The sequence below is a fragment of the Caulobacter sp. AVps18 genome, from assembly GCF_058681425.1.
In genome coordinates this window covers 2,147,580-2,163,108 of sequence record NZ_CM178737.1, presented here as the reverse complement: position 1 = coordinate 2,163,108, position 15,529 = coordinate 2,147,580, and the positions used below count along the sequence as shown (strand labels likewise).

Below are 15,529 nucleotides of genomic sequence, written 5' to 3'. Positions count from 1 at the left end.
GGCAAGGTCGCCAAGTTTTCGGATGTGTTGGGTTCAATTTAACGTCTGACCGCGCAATATCGCCGAGCGCCACTTGCCTGCCATGCCCGGTTCGATCATTTTTCGGACCGACTGATGATGAGTGATGCAACGATTCAGTGCTGGGAAAAACCAGTCACGAGGAAACGCTAGAATGGCTCAGGGCTCGGTTCTTCTCGCCGACTTGAATGGTCGCGATCTGGCACTGGCCCTCGCCAGGCCCGGTGCCGCGCCGGAGGACTATCGCACCCAGCCCTGCGCTTCCCTGGCCGATCTTGAGGCGGCCCTGCGCGAGGCCATGACCCAGGCCGATGAGGGCGATGACCTGATCGGCGGCGCGGTCTGCGCGGCCGGGCCGGAGATCGACGGCAGGGTCACCCTGACGGGCGGCGCGGGCTTTACCGTCAGCACCGTCTGGCTGCGCGGCGTTCTGCGAACCCCGCGCGTGCACCTTGTCAATGATTTCACCGCATGCGCCCTGGGCGCGCCCAAGCTGGCTCCGGAAGCCCTTGCGACGGTCCATGGGGGCGTTGCGGCGAAGGCCGGAGCCATCGCCGTGATCGGCCCTGATCTGGGCCTCGGCGTGGCGGGCCTGGCCCCGCACCGCTCAGACGGCTGGGTGGCCATGCCCAGCGAGGGCGGCCACATCAATTTCGCCCCGGACGAGCCCCGTGAGACGCCGATCTTTGAACGCCTGTACGCCCGTCACGGCCATGTCTCGGCCGAACACCTGCTGTGCCAGCAGGGCCTGTCCGATATCCATGCCTGTCTGGCCGCGCCCGGCGAAGACTCTTTTCTGGCTCTTGATGACAACGTTATCATAGAGCACTGCCAGGCTGGCGACGCGACGGCGCTTGAGGCCATGTCGATCTTCAGCGCCTTGCTGGGGGCCTATGCCGGTGACATCGCCCTGCTCTATGCGGCACGCGGCGGGGTCTATTTGAACAGCCCGCTGATCGAGCGGATCAACGGCCATCTGGACAAGGTCGCCTTCTCGCGGCGCTTCCTGGCCAAGGGCCGGATGCGAGCCTATCTGGAGGACATTCCCGTCTATCTGGCCAGCGGTCGCTGCACCCTGCTGGGTCTGTCCAGCCTGTTCTCACCCAACGACCTGCGCTACGCGGCCAGCGAGGTCAAATATCTGGACTGCTGAGGGACAGGGCCATCACGGGGGCCGTCGCCAGCGCCGCCTCCAGGTCGGCCAGGATGTCAGCCTCATCCTCCAGCCCCACCGACAACCGCACCAGCCCCTCGCCGATGCCCGCCGCTGCGCGCTCCTGCGGCGAATAGGTGGAGTGGGTCATGCTGGCCGGGTGCTGGATCAGGGTCTCGGCGTCGCCCAGCGACACGGCCCGGCGGATCATCGTCAGTCGGTTCATCATCGCCACCCCGGCCTCGTGCCCTCCGGCCAGCTCAAAGGCGATCATGCCGCCCGGCAGCGCCATCTGGCGACAGGCCAGGCCGTACTGGGAAAAGCTCTCCAGTCCCGGATAGAACACCCGCGTCACCGCCGGATGGTCCTCCAGCCAGCGGGCCACGGCCAGGGCACCCGCACAGTGCTGCCGCACCCGCAGGGCCAGGGTCTTTAGCCCCCGCAGCACGAGGAAGGCCGTAAACGGCGACATCACCGCCCCGGTCATGTCCTTGACCCCCACCAGCCGTACCCGGGCCATGTCCTCGATCCCGCCCACGGCGATCCCGCCGATCAGGTCGCCATGGCCACCCAGATACTTGGTCGCCGAGTGGACGACGATATCGGCGCCCAGTTCCAGCGGCCGGGTCAGCAAGGGCGTGGCATAGGTGTTGTCGACCACCAGTTTCGCCCCGCAGGCCCGGGCTACGCCGGCGACGGCGGCGATATCGACCAGCCGCATGTTGGGATTGGCCGGCGTCTCGCAATAGATGATCCGGGTGCGCTGGCCGACCACGGCCGCCAAAGCCTCAGGGTCGGTCATGTCGACCTGGGTGATGGTGATCCCGAACCGAGAAAGCCCGTCCCGCATGAAGGCGAAGGTGCAGCCATACAGGGTCTGGTCGGTGACCACCTCGTCGCCGGCGCGCAGGAAGCTCCACATCACCGCCGTGATCGCACCCATGCCAGACGCTGTGGCCACGGCCGCCTCGCCACCTTCCAGCCCCGCCATCCGGCGCTCCAGCAGGTCCGTCGTCGGGTTGGAGATCCGCGAATAGAAATGGCCTGGCCGCGTGCCGGCAAACATCTCGCCGCCGGCTTCGGCGGTATCGAAGGCGAAGGTCGAAGTCAGGTGCAGGGGCGGCGTCAGCGCCCCGTGCTCGTCGGCGGGATCATAGCCCGCATGGATCGCCCGCGTCGAAAAACCCGCCTGGTCGCGCATGTCGTCTACTCCCGTTCGCCACCAGATTGACGCGGGTTGCAGTGCAATAGATTGCTAATCCTGCCCCATAGCCACCATAGTTTGGCAGATTCTGCTCAAGGACACCGCCATGGACGCCAAGGACCGCCAGATCATCCGCGAGCTGCAAAAGGATGGCCGCCTGACCAATCAGGACCTGGCCGACCGCGTGAACCTGTCGCCTTCGCCCTGCCTGCGCCGACTGCGCAACCTTGAGGAAACCGGCGTCATCGCTGGCTACACCGCCCTGGTCGACCAGAAGGCCTATGGCCTGCCGATCACCGTCTTCATCCGCGTGCGGCTGGACCGCCACGGCCAGGATGTCGTGAAGGGTTTCGAGGACCAGGTGGCGCGGATCGACCAGATTCTCGACTGCTTCCTATTGGCCGGCGGCGACGACTATCTGCTGCGGGTGATCGTCGAGAGTCTGGAGGCCTATGAAGACTTCATCCGCCGCCGCCTGCATGCCATTCCCGGCATTGCCTCGATCGACACCAGCTTCGCCTACGGCGTGGTCAAGCAGACCCGGGTGTTTCCGGTGGCGGGGTGATCAGGGGTGGGGGAAACCGCCGTCCTGGTGGTTGGAGGCGGGATCGAACCGCCGACCTGTGGGTTATGAATCCACCGCTCTAACCATCTGAGCTACCCAACCGCGCCAGGGCGGACGCGCGTCATACGCTCAAGCGGCGCCGGCTTCAAGCCCGCGGAAGCATCAGATCGACCACCGCTTCAAGGCGCCCCGCCAACTGATCGGGTCCGTACTGCGACAACACCACCTCGCGCGCGGCTTCGCCCATGGCCCGGGCGGCGGAACGGTCGGCGATCAACTCGCCCAGGGCCTCTGCCAAACGATCTGGATCGTCCTCGGGCACCAGGCGGCCGTTGACGCCGTCCTTCAGCATCTCGATGGGACCGTCGATCTCTGAGGCCACGACAGGCAGGCCCACAGCCATGGCCTCCAGCAGGGTCAGCGGAAAGCCCTCCTGATGCGAGGGAAAGGCGAAGATGTCGCCGGTCGCCAGGAAGCCCGGGACATCCTGCGTCCAGCCCACCAGCCGCACGCACCCGCTGAGGTCCAGTTCGGCGATCAGGGCCTCCAGATGGCCGCGCTCATCGCCTTCGCCGGCAATCTCGCACTCCGCGTCCAGCCCCCAGGCCCGCAGGTGGCCGACGGCGCGGATCAGCACGTCGAAGCCCTTCTTGGGGTGCAGGCGGCCGGCGGCGACGATCCTGACGCTCTGGCCTTCGTGGGCGAAGGGGGTCGCCTGAGCCACAGGCGGCGACACGGCGTTGGGGACGAAATGCACATGGTCTGCCGGCGCGCCGCGCTCGACCGCCAGCCGGGCCAGATGCAGGCCCACGCACAGATAATGGGTTCCCGGCGTCACATCGAAGGCGGGCTTGTGGACGCAGACAGCCTGGACCACCTGCCCCGCCGCCACCTTGGCAAACAACCGCGCGGGCCGCTGGCCATGACTGATGATCAGGGCCGGAGCGGCTGAGTTCACCACCCTGCGGGCCGCGCCAAGGCTGATCGGATCCCAGTCGGTCAAGGCAGCGATGGTCGCCAGCGGCGGGACGCGCCCGGCCTGCGCGATCGCCACCTTGCCGCCCTGGCGCACCACGCCCTGGCAGGTTCCGCCGCGCCTTGCCGCGATCGCTTCAAGGATCGGCTGATAGTCCAGAAATACCTGCTCAAGGCCGCCCAGCCCCTTGCCCAGCATGGCGTGCAAGATGTTGGTCAAGGCGGACTCCGGGGGCAAGGCAACAGGCGCGGACCATCGGAGTCTGTGCCCGCGGTGTCAACGCGAGTGAGCACCTAACGATCCTCCCCCTGCAGGGGGAGGTGTCGGCTCGGAGAGGCGACGGAGGGGGAAGTCGCCGGCCGGTTCAGAGCAAACTTCCCCCTCCGACCCTCCGGGCCACCTCCCCCTTCCGGGGGAGGATCTGCCCCCTACTTCCCCAGCAGCACCTTCACCGCCGCATCCAGTTGCGCGTCACCGCCGGTCAGGCTCTCGCCCAGGGGCCGGTCCACATCCACATCCACCGGACGCGGATTGAGCTCCATGTTCTGGCCGCGCAGGTCGTCCACCCGGATGAACGGCAGGCGCACGGACGAGCCGTCGATCAGCTGGCGCGCGCTGGTGAAGATGATCCAGCCGGCGGTAGGCTTGCCCACCACCTTGCCCAGACCCAGGGCCCGATAGCCTTCGGTGAAGTCCTCGGCGTCCGACAGCGACGACTCGTTGGTGACCAGCACGGTGGGCAGGCCCAGGGCCCGCTGGCCCAGGTTCTGGCGGCTGGGCACGGGGAAGCGGTCGCGGGCCGTCATCATCAGGTAGTTGCGGCGGGTGAAGACATCCAGCGCATAGCCGTTCACATAGCCGCCGTTGTTGTTGCGGATGTCGATAACCACACCCTCGCGGCCCTGGTTCTGGGCGTCGAGGTCGATGTAGAGCTGGGCCAACGAGGCGTCCGACATGTCGGCGATGTGGACATAGCCCAGCTTGCCGCCGCTGACCTTTTCCACATAGGCCCGCCGGTCATTGACCCACTGGCGATAGAGCAGGCCCGTGGCCACCGTGCCGGGAACGGGGCGGACCACGACCTCGCGCTCGCCGGCGGCACCGGCAATGCCGAGCGTCACCCGCTTGCCCGACTGGCCGCGCAGCAGCAGGTCAAGGTTCACGCCGGGCTCCAGCGCCGTTCCATTGACCGCCAGCAGGGTCTCGCCCGGCTTGATGCTGCCCTCGATGGCGGCCGGGCCCAGGGCCACCACCTCGCGGATCACCAGACCCTTGCCGGCTTCATAGGCCTCACGCTCGAAGCGAAGGCCCAGGTCGCCGGCCCGCACCGGCTGGGGCCCCGAAGGATCGGGCGCGCGGATGCCGGAATGCGAGGCGTTCAGTTCGCCGATCAGCAGGTTGATGTTACGGCGCAGCTCATCGCCGGTACGTGCCCCGGCGATATAGGGGCCCCACTGCTGGCGCAGCCTGTCCCAGTCCTGGCCGTGGAACTTGGGGTCATAGAAGCCGCGATCCAGGATGCCCCAGGCCTGCTCGAACACCACCGCCTTTTCGACATCGAAGTCCGTGTCCAGTTCAGCATTCGCGGCCAGCGGCTTGGGCTTGGGCGTATCGATGGGGCTGGAGACGATGGTCCCGCCCTCCAGGAAGAAAACTTCCTTGGAATCAGGCGTAAAGGCCGCGTCGCCCTTGGGCCGGCGGGTCGAGGTCAGTTGCACCGGAACCGGCGGCTCCTTGGACAACTCGTCCAGGCTGTAGGTGTAGAAATTGACCTGCCCGGCCTGACGGGCGCGGAACAGCAGGGTCTTGCCGTCGGGGCTGATCACCGGGTCTGCCACGTCCATGCCCAGGGGCAGGAACGAGGCGCGCTCGCGGATGCCCTCGAACACGATCCTCACCGGGGCGACCTTGGGCTTGGCCGGGGCCGCCTTGGCCTCGACCTTGACCGGTTCGGGTTTGCTTCCTGTCTTGGCGGCCTCGGCCTTGGGCGCATCGTCCTTCGACGAGCGCTCCTGCGAAGGACCTGGCTTGTCGGGTGCCTCGCCGGGCTTGAACAGGTCGCGGAAGGCGTCTTCACGGTACTTGGGCGTATTGGGCAGCAGGTCGATGCGCAGCATCTTGGCGTCTTCGCTGCGCTGGCTGGTGTCGGCCAGGATGAACTTGCCGTCCGGCGACCAGGCGATCTTGCCGCCCGTATTGCCGTTGGCCAGGAAGCTGACCGGTCGCGCCGTGCCGCCCTCAGCCGGGATAACGTTGATGTTGTCGAAGGCCTTGCGGTCGGTCAGCGTGAAGGCCAGCCACTGGCTGTCGGGCGACCAGACCGCGAAGCTGTCCTCAAAGCCGCTCAGCGCGCCCTCGAAGATCATCGCGTCCTTGCTGACCTTGCCGCCGTCCAGGGTGATCACCCGCAGCTGCTTGCCATCACGGACATAGGCCAGCTTCTTGCCGTCCGGCGAGACCACCGGAGCGGTGTTGCGGCCCTCGCCGGAGGTCAGGGCCCGCTCGGCGCCGCTGGCGAAGTCGTACTCATAGATCTGGGCCGACAGCTCGCGCTCGGACACATAGACCAGCTTGCGCGAGTCGGCCGACCAGACCGGATCGTGCTCGACGCCGGGCGTGCGGGTCACCCGCTGGGCCGCGCCGCCGTCCTTGGTGGAGACCGCAAACAGCTCGCCCCGGGCGATGATGGCGGCCTTCTTGCCGTCGGGCGACAGCGACAGACTGTCGAAGCTGGTTTCGTTCAGGCGCTTCTCGCCCGCCGCCGCCGGCGCGCCGCGCAGGGTGATCGGGGTCTGGGACGCCTTGCCCGTGGCGGTGTCCAGCGACCAGATTGCAAAGTTGCGCTCGAAGACGATGGTCTTGCCGTCCAGCCCGATGGTCGGCCACAGCACCCGGCTATCCGTGAAACGGGTGATCTGCTCGGGCTTGCCGCCGTTGAGGGGCAGCTTCCAGAGGTTCTCGGTGCCGCTCTCGTCGCTCATGTAATAGAGCGCGCCGCCGTCAGGCCGCCACATCGGCCACAACTGCTTGGCCCCGGCCGGCAGCAGGCGCCTGTAGGGCGCGCTGGCGGCGATCGGCTTCAGCCACAGCTCGGTCTCGTCGATATGCGAGTGTCCGTTGCGCCACCACTGGCCGTTGCCGATGCCCTTGGCCATCATCGCCACCGACTGGCCGTCGGGCGAGGGCGCAGCGTGGAACTCGGACAGGAACCGCTCGCGGCTGACCTCCAGCGGCGTACCGCCGCCGGCCGCCACCCGGAACACGTCGCCCAGCCGCGCCACGTCATTGGCACCCGAGGTGAAGTAGAGCCACTTTCCGTCCCGCGACCAGCCGTCCAGGGCCTCATTGGTCTCGGCATAGGTGATGCGTTTCAGCGCGCCGGTGGAGAGCGTCAGCACATACAGATTGGCGAAGCCGGCGCGGTTGGACACGAAGGCCAGCTGAGTGCCATCCGGCGAATAGAGCGGCCGGCTTTCCGTGGCCGGATCGGTGACCAGCAACCGGGCCTGACCGCCCTTGGCCGGAACCGTCCAGACGTCACCGCCCGAGACAAAGGCGATCTCGGCCCCGTCCGGCGACAGGGCCGGCTCGGCCAGGGATGGCAGGGGCGTCACGGCCGCCGCCGCCGGCAGCCCCGTGCAAAGCGCCAGCGCCGACACTGCGCCCAGCAGCGCCCTGAATTGAAAAGCCATAACCGCACCGCACACCGAAAATTCCTGAGGCTGAAAGGGCTAACACGCCCGTCGATCCTGCCAAGCTTGAACCGGCGGCGGGGCGAATGAGCGTGGGGTTTTGGGCAACGATGTGATGGAGGGATATGCTGAGCGAGGTCGTGTCCCATCGCGTGGTGTAACTGCGTCGGCGTGATCACCGCGCTCTCCGGCTGAGCCGGATTGGTCAGGCCGCCATGATGGGCAGGCTGACGATGGGATCATCGCTCAAGGGAGCGACACTTTCCAGGGTCATGTAGCGGCATCGTTGGACGGCCCATTCGTCGTTCTGCTCGAGCAGAATGGCGCCGACGAGCCGGATGATGGCGGCCTCGTTGGGGAAGATGCCTACGACCTCTGTCCGGCGTTTGATCTCGCCATTGAGCCGCTCCAGGGAGTTTGTGGAGTGCAACTTGGTGCGGTGGGCGGCGGGGAAGGTCATGTAGGCCAGGACATCGGTCTCGGCCTGGTCGAGGAAGCCGGCCAGCTTGGGGAGTTTGGGCCGCAGTTGGTCGGCGACGCCGCGCCATTGGGTCTTGGCGGCCTGGGCGTCGTCCTGGGCGAAGGCCGTGCCGATGAAGGCCGAGACCATGGCGCGACCGCTCTTGCCGGCGTGAGCCATGACATTGCGCATGAAGTGGACGCGGCAACGCTGCCAAGTGCAGTTCATGATTTTGGAGACCGACGCCTTGATACCCTCGTGGGCGTCGGAGGTCACCAGCTTGACGCCCCGCAGGCCGCGCCGGGCCAGGCTTCTGAGGAAGTCCGTCCAGAACGTCTCGGCCTCGGAAGGGCCCACCGCCAGGCCCAGCACCTCGCGCCGGCCATCGGCGTTGACGCCCACGGCGACGATGACGGCCTTGGACACGATACGCCCGGCGGTGCGGTCTTTCACATAGGTGGCGTCGATCCACAGGTAGGGCCAGTCGCCCTCGATCGGCCGGGTCAGGAAGGCCTGGACGCGCTCGTCGATCTCCTCGCAGAGCCGCGAGACCTGGCTCTTGGAGATGCCGCTCATGCCCATCGCCTTGACCAGGTCATCCACCGAGCGGGTCGAGATCCCCTGGATGTAGGCCTCCTGGATCACCGCGGTCAGTGCCTTCTCGGCCAGCCGCCGCGGCTCCAAGAAGCCCGGAAAGTAGGAGCCCTTGCGAAGCTTTGGGATCCGCAGTTCCACCGTGCCCGCCCGCGTCTCCCAGTCGCGATCGCGGTAGCCGTTGCGCTGCGCCAGCCGCTCGGGGCTCTTCTCGCCGTGCGCAGCCCCAGTCAGGCCGCCCACCTCCAGCTCCATAAGGCGTTGGGCGGCGAACCCGATCATCTCGCGTAGAAAATCGCTGTCGCCGCTCTTCTCCATCAGCCCGCGAAGGGCGATTGTGTCTTCGGTCATCTTCGGTCCTTGGTTCAGGTTGAGCTTCGCAACCCAACCCTACCGAAGATCGTGGATGACCACCGCTACGCCGCTCGCTCGCTACGGCGCCATGGGGAAGGCGCGCGTCGCGAGCGGCTACGCTATCGCCAACGAGCTACACCACGTCCCGGGACACGACCCTGAGCGAGGCGGAAAGCGGTTCGATCTCAACAAACCCGACGTCTGAAAAAGGGAACTCGATATCATAGCGAGCCTTCGACACATTACAGACGCTATGGTCGAGTTAAGCCGGCGTTGGGCTAATCGGGGAAGTGAGGCAGTGATGCGAACACATCTGGTCAGGGCTCTGTCGGCCACACTTATCGCGGTTGGCCTCCAAGGCTGCATGACAGCTGTCTATCTCAATGCACGACCGCCCCAGGCTGTATTGAACGAGATGACGCGCCGTTGTTCCCAAGACGCGGGTACTCATTGGTACGGGGAAAAACCTCAGGGACTCGACTTGTGGCTGCCGGGAACAATGGCGCTTGATCCAGCGGATGACCCTCAGCACACCTCGCTGAGGCCATATGAGGAATACTCCGTGGAAGACGGCTTTTTCCTCTCTGGATTGGCGCGCGCCATCTACGTCCAGATGCGCCCCACAAGCAGCCCTTACTTCGGCCCGGGAGCGAACGATCCTGAGGGGACCTACAGGTTTCAAATGTTTGAGGCGGGTGATCCAAGATGCGCCGCCTGGAACGCTTACAATGCTTTTCATGCCCCGCCCGGCACAGCGCCCTATGCGCGGCCTGACGGAAAATGCTTTTCATGGGACCGTGTCGGTCCCGTGGAGACCCTTACCTGGGCAAACGTCTTCATTCGTTTCTCTGACGAGCCCGCCAGAGCGCGTGGACTCTATCGAGATGGCGAGCTTCTCATCATCAATGGTACCGAGCGAGCCCGTTTCACCCACTATTGGGCAGTAAATCCAGGCGCTCCGAGCGAGCAGCGCGGTCAGTGGGGTATCAAGGCCTGCCAGCGCTTTTCCAAAGGTGTTCCAGCAATCCTGGGTACGGAAAGAATCAACCAATAGAGTTGTGGGCTAGCTGCCGGAGGCCGACTCCTAACCCAGCGCCGAGACAACACGCGGGCCGCCCCTTCCCAACCCTTGACCGCGCCGCGCCTTCACCCGATGACTCCGCCCATGACCGATCTCACCGCCTTCGTTCGTGGCCTGCCCAAGGCTGAACTGCACATGCATATCGAGGGCAGCCTCGAGCCCGAGCTGATGTTCCAGTTGGCCGAGCGCAACGGGATCGCCCTGCCGTTCAAGTCGGTGGACGAGATCCGCGCGGCCTATGCCTTTTCCAACCTGCAGGACTTCCTGGACATCTATTACCAGGGGGCCGGGGTTCTGATCACGGCTGAGGACTTCAAGGACCTGGCCCTGGCCTATTTCACCCGGCTGGCGGCCGACGGCGGCACCCATGCCGAAATCTTCTTTGACCCCCAGACCCATACCGAGCGCGGGATTGCCTTCGACACGGTGATGCAGGGCCTGCTGGCCGGCATGGACGAGGCGGAAAAGACCCTGGGCGTCACCTCCAAGCTGATCCTGTGCTTCCTGCGCCACCTGTCGGAAGACGAGGCCTTCGCCACCCTGGAACAGGCCAAGCCCTGGCTGTCGAAGATCGCCGGCGTCGGGCTGGACAGCTCGGAGGTCGGTCATCCGCCGGCCAAGTTCGCGCGGGTGTTCGCGGCGGCCCGCGAGCTTGGCCTGAAGATCGTGGCCCATGCCGGCGAGGAAGGCCCGCCGGAATACGTCTGGGAGGCCATCGACCTGGTGAAGGTCGACCGCATCGACCACGGCAACCGGGCGCTGGAAGACGCGGCCCTGACCGAGCGTCTGGTGCGCGACGGCATCACCCTGACCGTCTGCCCGCTGTCGAACCTGAAGCTGTGCGGCGTGGCGAGCCTGGACGTTCACCCGCTGAAACGCATGCTGGAGCTTGGCCTGAAGGCCACGGTCAATTCCGACGATCCGGCCTATTTCGGCGGCTATCTGCTGGAAAACTACATGGCCACCGCCAACGCCGTGGGCCTGACCCGCGAGGAGCTGGTGACCCTGGCCAGGAACAGCTTCACCGGTTCGTTCCTGAGCGAGGCCGAAAAGGCGCAGCGCGTGGCAGCTGTGGACGCCTATGCGGCGGCGAACTGACAACTGGACGTCGCGCTGACCCCCTCAGTCGCTCCGCGACAGCTCCCCCAAAGGGGGAGCATCTGAGGCGGTAGATCCTCCCCCTCTGGGGGAGGTGGCCCGGAGGGCCGGAGGGGGCCAGCGCTGCGCTAGCCGCCTAAAGCCACAGCCCCTCAGCCTTCACCCCATCGCCCCAGAACCCGGCCGCCGGGGGCGTGATCCGACCACGCTCCACCCGCAGGCCGCCGGGATGGTCGTCGGCCAGCCACCAGGGGCCGTCGAGATCGGCATACTGGCAGCCGCCCGCCAGATGCAGGGCCGGGGCGATGCCCAGGGATGAGGCCACCATGCAGCCGGTCATCAACTGGAAGCCCAGGTCGCGGGCCTGCTCCAGCATGCGCACGGCTTCGGAGAGCCCGCCGGTCTTGTCGAGCTTCAGGTTCACCGCGCCATAGCGGCCGCGCAGGGCGGCCAGGTCGCCGCCGACATGCACCGACTCATCGGCGCAGATGACATAGGGCGGATCATAGCCGTCGAGGTCTTGATCGGCCCCGGCCGGCAGGGGCTGTTCGACCAGGGCGACAGGCAGGTCGGCCAGCAGGCTGCGCAGGCCGTGCAGGATCTCGAACGTCCAGCCCTCGTTCGGATCGACGATGAAGCGGCTGTCGGGTGCAGCCGCCGCGACCGCCCGCAGGCAGGCGGCAGGATCATCGGCCGACAGCTTGATCTTGATCAGCGGCGCATCGGCCACGGCACGGGCGGCGGTGCCCATGGCGTCGGGGCTGTCGAGACTGACCGTGACGGCGGTGATCAGCGACGGCGGGGCCGGCAGGCCGGTCGCTTCGGCGACGCTGACGCCGGTCCGACGGGCCCGCAGGTCCCACAGGGCGCAGTCCAGAGCGTTGCGGGCCGCGCCGGGCGGCAGCAGCGCCAGGGCTGCACCTTCATCGGCGTCGAAGGCCAGGGCGTCGAGCACCGGCTTCAGCTGGGCCAGAACGCCCGCGACCGTCTCGTCGTAGCGAGCATAGGGAACGCTCTCGCCGCGCCCGGTGCAGCCGCCGGCCTGGGCCTCGACGACCACGACATTGGCGGCGGTCTTGACCCCGCGCGAGATGCGGAACGGGGCCTTTAGCGGGTGATCGACGGCGCGGGCGGTCAGGTGCAGCGACATGGCGCAAGGCTTGTCACTGTTCGCGCGCTGTGGCGAGAGGCCTACCAGTTCCAGTCGCGACGGATCGGCGAGTCGGCGCGGCGCTCGCGAAACACCTTCATCGCCAGCGGCCGGTCGACCACGAACAGGGCCAGCCAGACCAGCAGAACGCCCGCATAGCTGATCGCACCCAGAACGCCGGTGGGACGCCCCGGGCGGGCGGGACGGCGGGTGGGTTGAAAAGCGTGGGGCATGGCGTAGTCGGTCATGGCGTCCTCCTGGGATGCCTCACCCTCGCCCCCACCTACGTCGGAAACGGACGCAGGTTCCGTAACGCCCAACCGTTCCTATCTTCGGGACGTTGCCAGCGAACCATCAACAGAGACCCATCATGTCCAAGCCGATCACGATCACCATCCCCCACCAGCTTGGCGCGGTCGAAGCGCGGCGGCGGGTCGAGGCCGGCTTTGCCCAACTGGCCGCCCAGATCCCGGGCGGCAAGGCTGATCAGGTGCATCAGTCGTGGAACGGCGACACCATGACCTTCTCGGCCATGGCCATGGGCCAGACGATCAGCGGCACCATGGATGTGCTGGGCGACATGGTGAAACTGGATATCGTCCTGCCCGGCATGCTGGGCATGATCGCCGGCAAGATCAAAGCCGAGCTTCAGAACCGTGGCACGCTGCTGCTGGAGAAGAAGTAGGCGGCGAGTGGCGGCGGCCCGCCTACAGCCGCCGCTCGTCGAAATCGTGGCGGCCGACGCTCTCGAAACGCCCCTCCTCCGCCTTGTGGATGTACTGCGACGCCACCAGCCAGGCCTTGACTGGCCGCAGCGTCCCCAGGCACGCGCCGATCAGAGCGGGGAAGACGGTGACGAAGTGCACCCAGATCGGCGGGCGATAGACAATCTCCACCCAGGCGAAGACGGCGATCACCACGATGCCGACGCCGCTCATCACGAAGAAGGCCGGCCCGTCGGCAGGGTCGGCGAAGGCGTAGCTCAGGCCACAGCGGTCGCAGGCCGGGGCCAGCTTCAGGTAACCGGAAAACAGCTTGCCCTCGCCACAGCGCGGACAGCGACAGCGCAGGCCCGAGAGGAGCGGCGGGATGATCTTCTCAGAAGTCGTCATCCTCCAACCCCGCTTCGCTTTCGCCGTCACCCTCGCCGCCGACCGCCAGCTCCAGCGAGTCGATGATGTCGTCCATCTGCTCGGCGGTGATCGAAACATACAGGGTGTCGCCGCCGATGGCCGAGACCAGCAGGCGATAGCCGTCCTCGGTCTCTTGCAGGCTGAACGACTGGAGGGGCTGAAGCTTGGCCATGGAAGGCTCCGGTAAAATCAAGGCGCGGATATAGGCCCGAGCGGCGCCGATTACCACGTCGCTACTTCAACGCGCCTCGCCGCAGCATGACGATGTGGGCACCGATCAGGGTCTCACGCTCCACCCACGGGAACTCTGGCCGCGCCACCAGCAGCGACACCAGCCCGTGCAGCCCGGCCCACAGGGTCTGGGTGGTCAGTTCCACGTCGTCCAGTACGGTCATGCCGACGGCCTGGTACTCGCCGACAATGTCGCTGAACATCTGGAAGGCCTCCAGCCCGGCAATCATCGGCCGGCTGTTGGTCTTGTCCAGAAACTCGCCGTGCTGCCCCTTCTCGATCATGAAGGCCACACGGTAGGGATTGGGGTTCTCGACCCCGAAATCGACATAGACCCGCAGGGCGCGCTCGAAGTTTTCCGGCGTCGGCTTGTGGTCCACGCGGGCGGCGGTCATGCGTTCGACCAGGATGGAGAAGGCCCGCACGCACAGCTCGGCGGCCATGTCGTCCTTGGTCGCGAAATAGGCATAGAGCGCCGGCTGGGAGATGCCCGCCAGTTCGGCGATCTGCCGGGTCGAAACGGCATGGACGCCTTTCTCGCTGAACAGGGCGAGAGCCGCGTCAAGGATCTCCTCGCGCCGCTCGCTGCCATGTCCCTTGGCCTTGCGCGGCGATCTTGTGCTGGGCGTCTTCATCATCTTGTGACCTTCACCACCCCTCGCTGCGCTTGACAAGGCACAACAATCTATCACTGATAAGTTATCACTGATTGAGCTGGAACAAGAGCATGCGGCGCCCTTCCCCGTCAAAGGCCCAGGCTGCGCGCGACGGTCTGGCCCTGCTTGTGCTCCTGCCTCTGCTGGCCGCGTGCGGCGGAAAGGCGAAGGACGCCGAGGCACCCGCCCTGCCCACCCCGGTCGAGGCCGTGCGGGTCGCCGCCCCCAACACTGCCGGCACCGTATCGGGGACCGGTACGCTGGAGCGCCGCCGTGAGATGGCCCTGTCGTTCCGCATTGGCGGCGTGTTGACCCGCATGGATGTCGAGGCCGGCGATAGCGTGCGCGCCGGCCAGGTGCTGGCCGCCATCGACCCGGCTAATCTCGACGCGCGTCAGCAGCAAACCAGCGCCGACCTGGAGCGCGCCCGCCGCGACGTCGAGCGCGACCGCGCCCTGTTCGACAAGGGCTATGTCAGTCGCCAGAGACTGGACGACCGCCTCAGCGCGCTGAAGGCGGCCCAGGCGGCCTATAGCTCCACCAGCTTCGACCGGCGCTGGGCGCAACTGGTTTCGCCAGCTTCGGGCGTGGTGCTGTCGCGCGCCGCCCAGGCGGGCGAAGTGGTGCAGCCGGGCCAGGTGGTGCTGAGGGTCGCCGACCTGACCAGCCCGCTGGTCCTGCGCCTGCCGCTGGCCGCCCGCGACGCTGCGCTAGTCCGGGTCGGCGACGCCGCCCAGATCACGGTCGAGGACCTGGGCCCGCAGACCCTGAACGGGACCGTCACCCGCGTGGGCGAGGCCGCAGACACCCGCACCGGCGCCGTCAGCGTCGAGATCGAACTGGCCGGACGCCCCGACCTGCGCAGCGGCCAGATCGCCGGTGCCAGGCTGTCGGTACGCGCCGCGCCACGCGTGTCTGGTGCCTTCGCCCGCATCCCCGCAGAAGCCGTGCTGGAGGCCGACGGCCCACGCGCCTTCGTGCTGCGGCTAGACCAAGGCGTGGCCCGCCGCACGGCCGTGGCCTTTGGCGGCTTTGACGGCGACGACGCCCTCGTCTCGGGCCTCTCCGACGGTGCCGAAGTGATCACCGCCGGAGCCGGCTTCGTCAGCGACGGCGAGAAGGTCCGCGTCGTCGATCCTGCGAAGCTGGCGGGAGGCCGCTAGC

The 15,529-nt window shown here is 66.9% G+C and carries 15 protein-coding genes and 1 tRNA gene; 6 read left to right on the top strand and 10 right to left on the bottom strand.

Annotated elements, in window-relative coordinates; genetic code table 11:
* Positions 1–172 precede the first annotated feature (172 nt).
* Positions 173–1,171 carry a glucokinase gene (locus ACW179_RS09875; RefSeq protein ID WP_492064117.1) on the top strand — a complete coding sequence of 333 codons (999 nt, stop codon included), beginning with the start codon at positions 173–175 and terminating at the stop codon, positions 1,169–1,171.
* Here ACW179_RS09875 and ACW179_RS09870 read toward each other — a convergent pair.
* Positions 1,152–2,372: a methionine gamma-lyase gene (locus tag ACW179_RS09870; protein ID WP_492064116.1), complete on the bottom strand. Its 1,221-nt coding sequence runs from the start codon at positions 2,370–2,372 to the stop codon at positions 1,152–1,154. The two genes, ACW179_RS09875 and ACW179_RS09870, sit on opposite strands and share 20 nt — an antisense overlap.
* Before the next feature lie 109 nt (positions 2,373–2,481).
* Between ACW179_RS09870 and ACW179_RS09865 the strand changes: the two genes are divergently transcribed.
* Positions 2,482–2,940 carry an Lrp/AsnC family transcriptional regulator gene (locus ACW179_RS09865; RefSeq protein ID WP_492064115.1) on the top strand — a complete coding sequence of 153 codons (459 nt, stop codon included), beginning with the start codon at positions 2,482–2,484 and terminating at the stop codon, positions 2,938–2,940.
* Positions 2,941–2,965: 25 nt separating this feature from the next.
* On the opposite strand, the gene ACW179_RS09860 is transcribed toward ACW179_RS09865, so the two are convergent.
* From ACW179_RS09860 to ACW179_RS09845, 4 genes are all read right to left on the bottom strand, one after another.
* Positions 2,966–3,042: transfer RNA gene (locus ACW179_RS09860), tRNA-Met, on the bottom strand.
* Positions 3,043–3,085: 43 nt separating this feature from the next.
* The gene (locus tag ACW179_RS09855) at positions 3,086–4,135 is read right to left on the bottom strand and encodes a glycosyltransferase (protein WP_492064114.1); all 1,050 of its coding nucleotides are present in this window, start codon (positions 4,133–4,135) and stop codon (positions 3,086–3,088) included.
* Between the two features lie 209 nt (positions 4,136–4,344).
* The gene (locus ACW179_RS09850; protein ID WP_492064113.1) at positions 4,345–7,608 is read right to left on the bottom strand and encodes a S41 family peptidase; all 3,264 of its coding nucleotides are present in this window, start codon (positions 7,606–7,608) and stop codon (positions 4,345–4,347) included.
* Between the two features lie 205 nt (positions 7,609–7,813).
* Complete coding sequence (locus ACW179_RS09845; protein WP_492059584.1) at positions 7,814–9,013, bottom strand: IS256 family transposase; 1,200 nt, start codon at positions 9,011–9,013, stop codon at positions 7,814–7,816.
* Positions 9,014–9,578: 565 nt separating this feature from the next.
* Here ACW179_RS09845 and ACW179_RS09840 point away from each other — a divergent pair.
* A complete protein-coding gene (locus ACW179_RS09840) occupies positions 9,579–10,070 on the top strand; it encodes a hypothetical protein (protein WP_492064112.1) in 492 nt (163 codons plus the stop codon).
* Between the two features lie 111 nt (positions 10,071–10,181).
* A complete protein-coding gene (locus tag ACW179_RS09835; RefSeq protein ID WP_492064111.1) occupies positions 10,182–11,195 on the top strand; it encodes an adenosine deaminase in 1,014 nt (337 codons plus the stop codon).
* 136 nt (positions 11,196–11,331) lie between these two features.
* Here the strand turns inward: ACW179_RS09835 and dgcA are convergent, their stop codons facing one another.
* Together dgcA and didA are read right to left on the bottom strand one after the other, a co-directional pair.
* Positions 11,332–12,345, bottom strand: coding sequence for an N-acetyl-D-Glu racemase DgcA (gene dgcA / locus ACW179_RS09830; protein WP_492064110.1), 1,014 nt, complete (start codon positions 12,343–12,345; stop codon positions 11,332–11,334).
* A gap of 41 nt (positions 12,346–12,386) precedes the next feature.
* Positions 12,387–12,593, bottom strand: coding sequence for a DNA damage-induced SOS-independent cell division inhibitor A (gene didA, locus ACW179_RS09825; protein ID WP_492064109.1), 207 nt, complete (start codon positions 12,591–12,593; stop codon positions 12,387–12,389).
* A gap of 122 nt (positions 12,594–12,715) precedes the next feature.
* Between didA and ACW179_RS09820 the strand changes: the two genes are divergently transcribed.
* A complete protein-coding gene (locus ACW179_RS09820; RefSeq protein ID WP_492064108.1) occupies positions 12,716–13,030 on the top strand; it encodes a polyhydroxyalkanoic acid system family protein in 315 nt (104 codons plus the stop codon).
* A gap of 22 nt (positions 13,031–13,052) precedes the next feature.
* On the opposite strand, the gene ACW179_RS09815 is transcribed toward ACW179_RS09820, so the two are convergent.
* From ACW179_RS09815 to ACW179_RS09805, 3 genes are all read right to left on the bottom strand, one after another.
* Positions 13,053–13,457: a DUF983 domain-containing protein gene (locus ACW179_RS09815; protein WP_492064107.1), complete on the bottom strand. Its 405-nt coding sequence runs from the start codon at positions 13,455–13,457 to the stop codon at positions 13,053–13,055.
* Positions 13,444–13,650 carry a hypothetical protein gene (locus ACW179_RS09810; protein WP_492064106.1) on the bottom strand — a complete coding sequence of 69 codons (207 nt, stop codon included), beginning with the start codon at positions 13,648–13,650 and terminating at the stop codon, positions 13,444–13,446. The genes ACW179_RS09815 and ACW179_RS09810 overlap by 14 nt, the downstream gene beginning before the upstream one ends.
* A gap of 61 nt (positions 13,651–13,711) precedes the next feature.
* Positions 13,712–14,344, bottom strand: a complete 633-nt coding sequence (locus ACW179_RS09805) for a TetR/AcrR family transcriptional regulator (RefSeq protein ID WP_492064286.1) — start codon at positions 14,342–14,344, stop codon at positions 13,712–13,714.
* 92 nt (positions 14,345–14,436) lie between these two features.
* On the opposite strand from ACW179_RS09805, the gene ACW179_RS09800 reads away from it, so the two are divergent.
* Positions 14,437–15,528, top strand: coding sequence for an efflux RND transporter periplasmic adaptor subunit (locus ACW179_RS09800; protein ID WP_492064105.1), 1,092 nt, complete (start codon positions 14,437–14,439; stop codon positions 15,526–15,528).
* Position 15,529 lies beyond the last annotated feature (1 nt).

Bases quoted from the DNA above. Each gene is read 5' to 3' on its own strand.
- ACW179_RS09810 (WP_492064106.1), bottom strand. From the start codon at position 13,650: ATGGCCAAGCTTCAGCCCCTCCAGTCGTTCAGCCTGCAAGAGACCGAG.
- ACW179_RS09835 (WP_492064111.1), top strand. From the start codon at position 10,182: ATGACCGATCTCACCGCCTTCGTTCGTGGCCTGCCCAAGGCTGAACTG.
- ACW179_RS09845 (WP_492059584.1), bottom strand. From the start codon at position 9,013: ATGACCGAAGACACAATCGCCCTTCGCGGGCTGATGGAGAAGAGCGGC.
- ACW179_RS09850 (WP_492064113.1), bottom strand. From the start codon at position 7,608: ATGGCTTTTCAATTCAGGGCGCTGCTGGGCGCAGTGTCGGCGCTGGCG.
- ACW179_RS09870 (WP_492064116.1), bottom strand. From the start codon at position 2,372: ATGCGCGACCAGGCGGGTTTTTCGACGCGGGCGATCCATGCGGGCTAT.
- didA (WP_492064109.1), bottom strand. From the start codon at position 12,593: ATGACCGACTACGCCATGCCCCACGCTTTTCAACCCACCCGCCGTCCC.
- ACW179_RS09815 (WP_492064107.1), bottom strand. From the start codon at position 13,457: ATGACGACTTCTGAGAAGATCATCCCGCCGCTCCTCTCGGGCCTGCGC.
- ACW179_RS09875 (WP_492064117.1), top strand. From the start codon at position 173: ATGGCTCAGGGCTCGGTTCTTCTCGCCGACTTGAATGGTCGCGATCTG.
- dgcA (WP_492064110.1), bottom strand. From the start codon at position 12,345: ATGTCGCTGCACCTGACCGCCCGCGCCGTCGATCACCCGCTAAAGGCC.
- ACW179_RS09820 (WP_492064108.1), top strand. From the start codon at position 12,716: ATGTCCAAGCCGATCACGATCACCATCCCCCACCAGCTTGGCGCGGTC.
- ACW179_RS09805 (WP_492064286.1), bottom strand. From the start codon at position 14,344: ATGAAGACGCCCAGCACAAGATCGCCGCGCAAGGCCAAGGGACATGGC.
- ACW179_RS09865 (WP_492064115.1), top strand. From the start codon at position 2,482: ATGGACGCCAAGGACCGCCAGATCATCCGCGAGCTGCAAAAGGATGGC.
- ACW179_RS09800 (WP_492064105.1), top strand. From the start codon at position 14,437: ATGCGGCGCCCTTCCCCGTCAAAGGCCCAGGCTGCGCGCGACGGTCTG.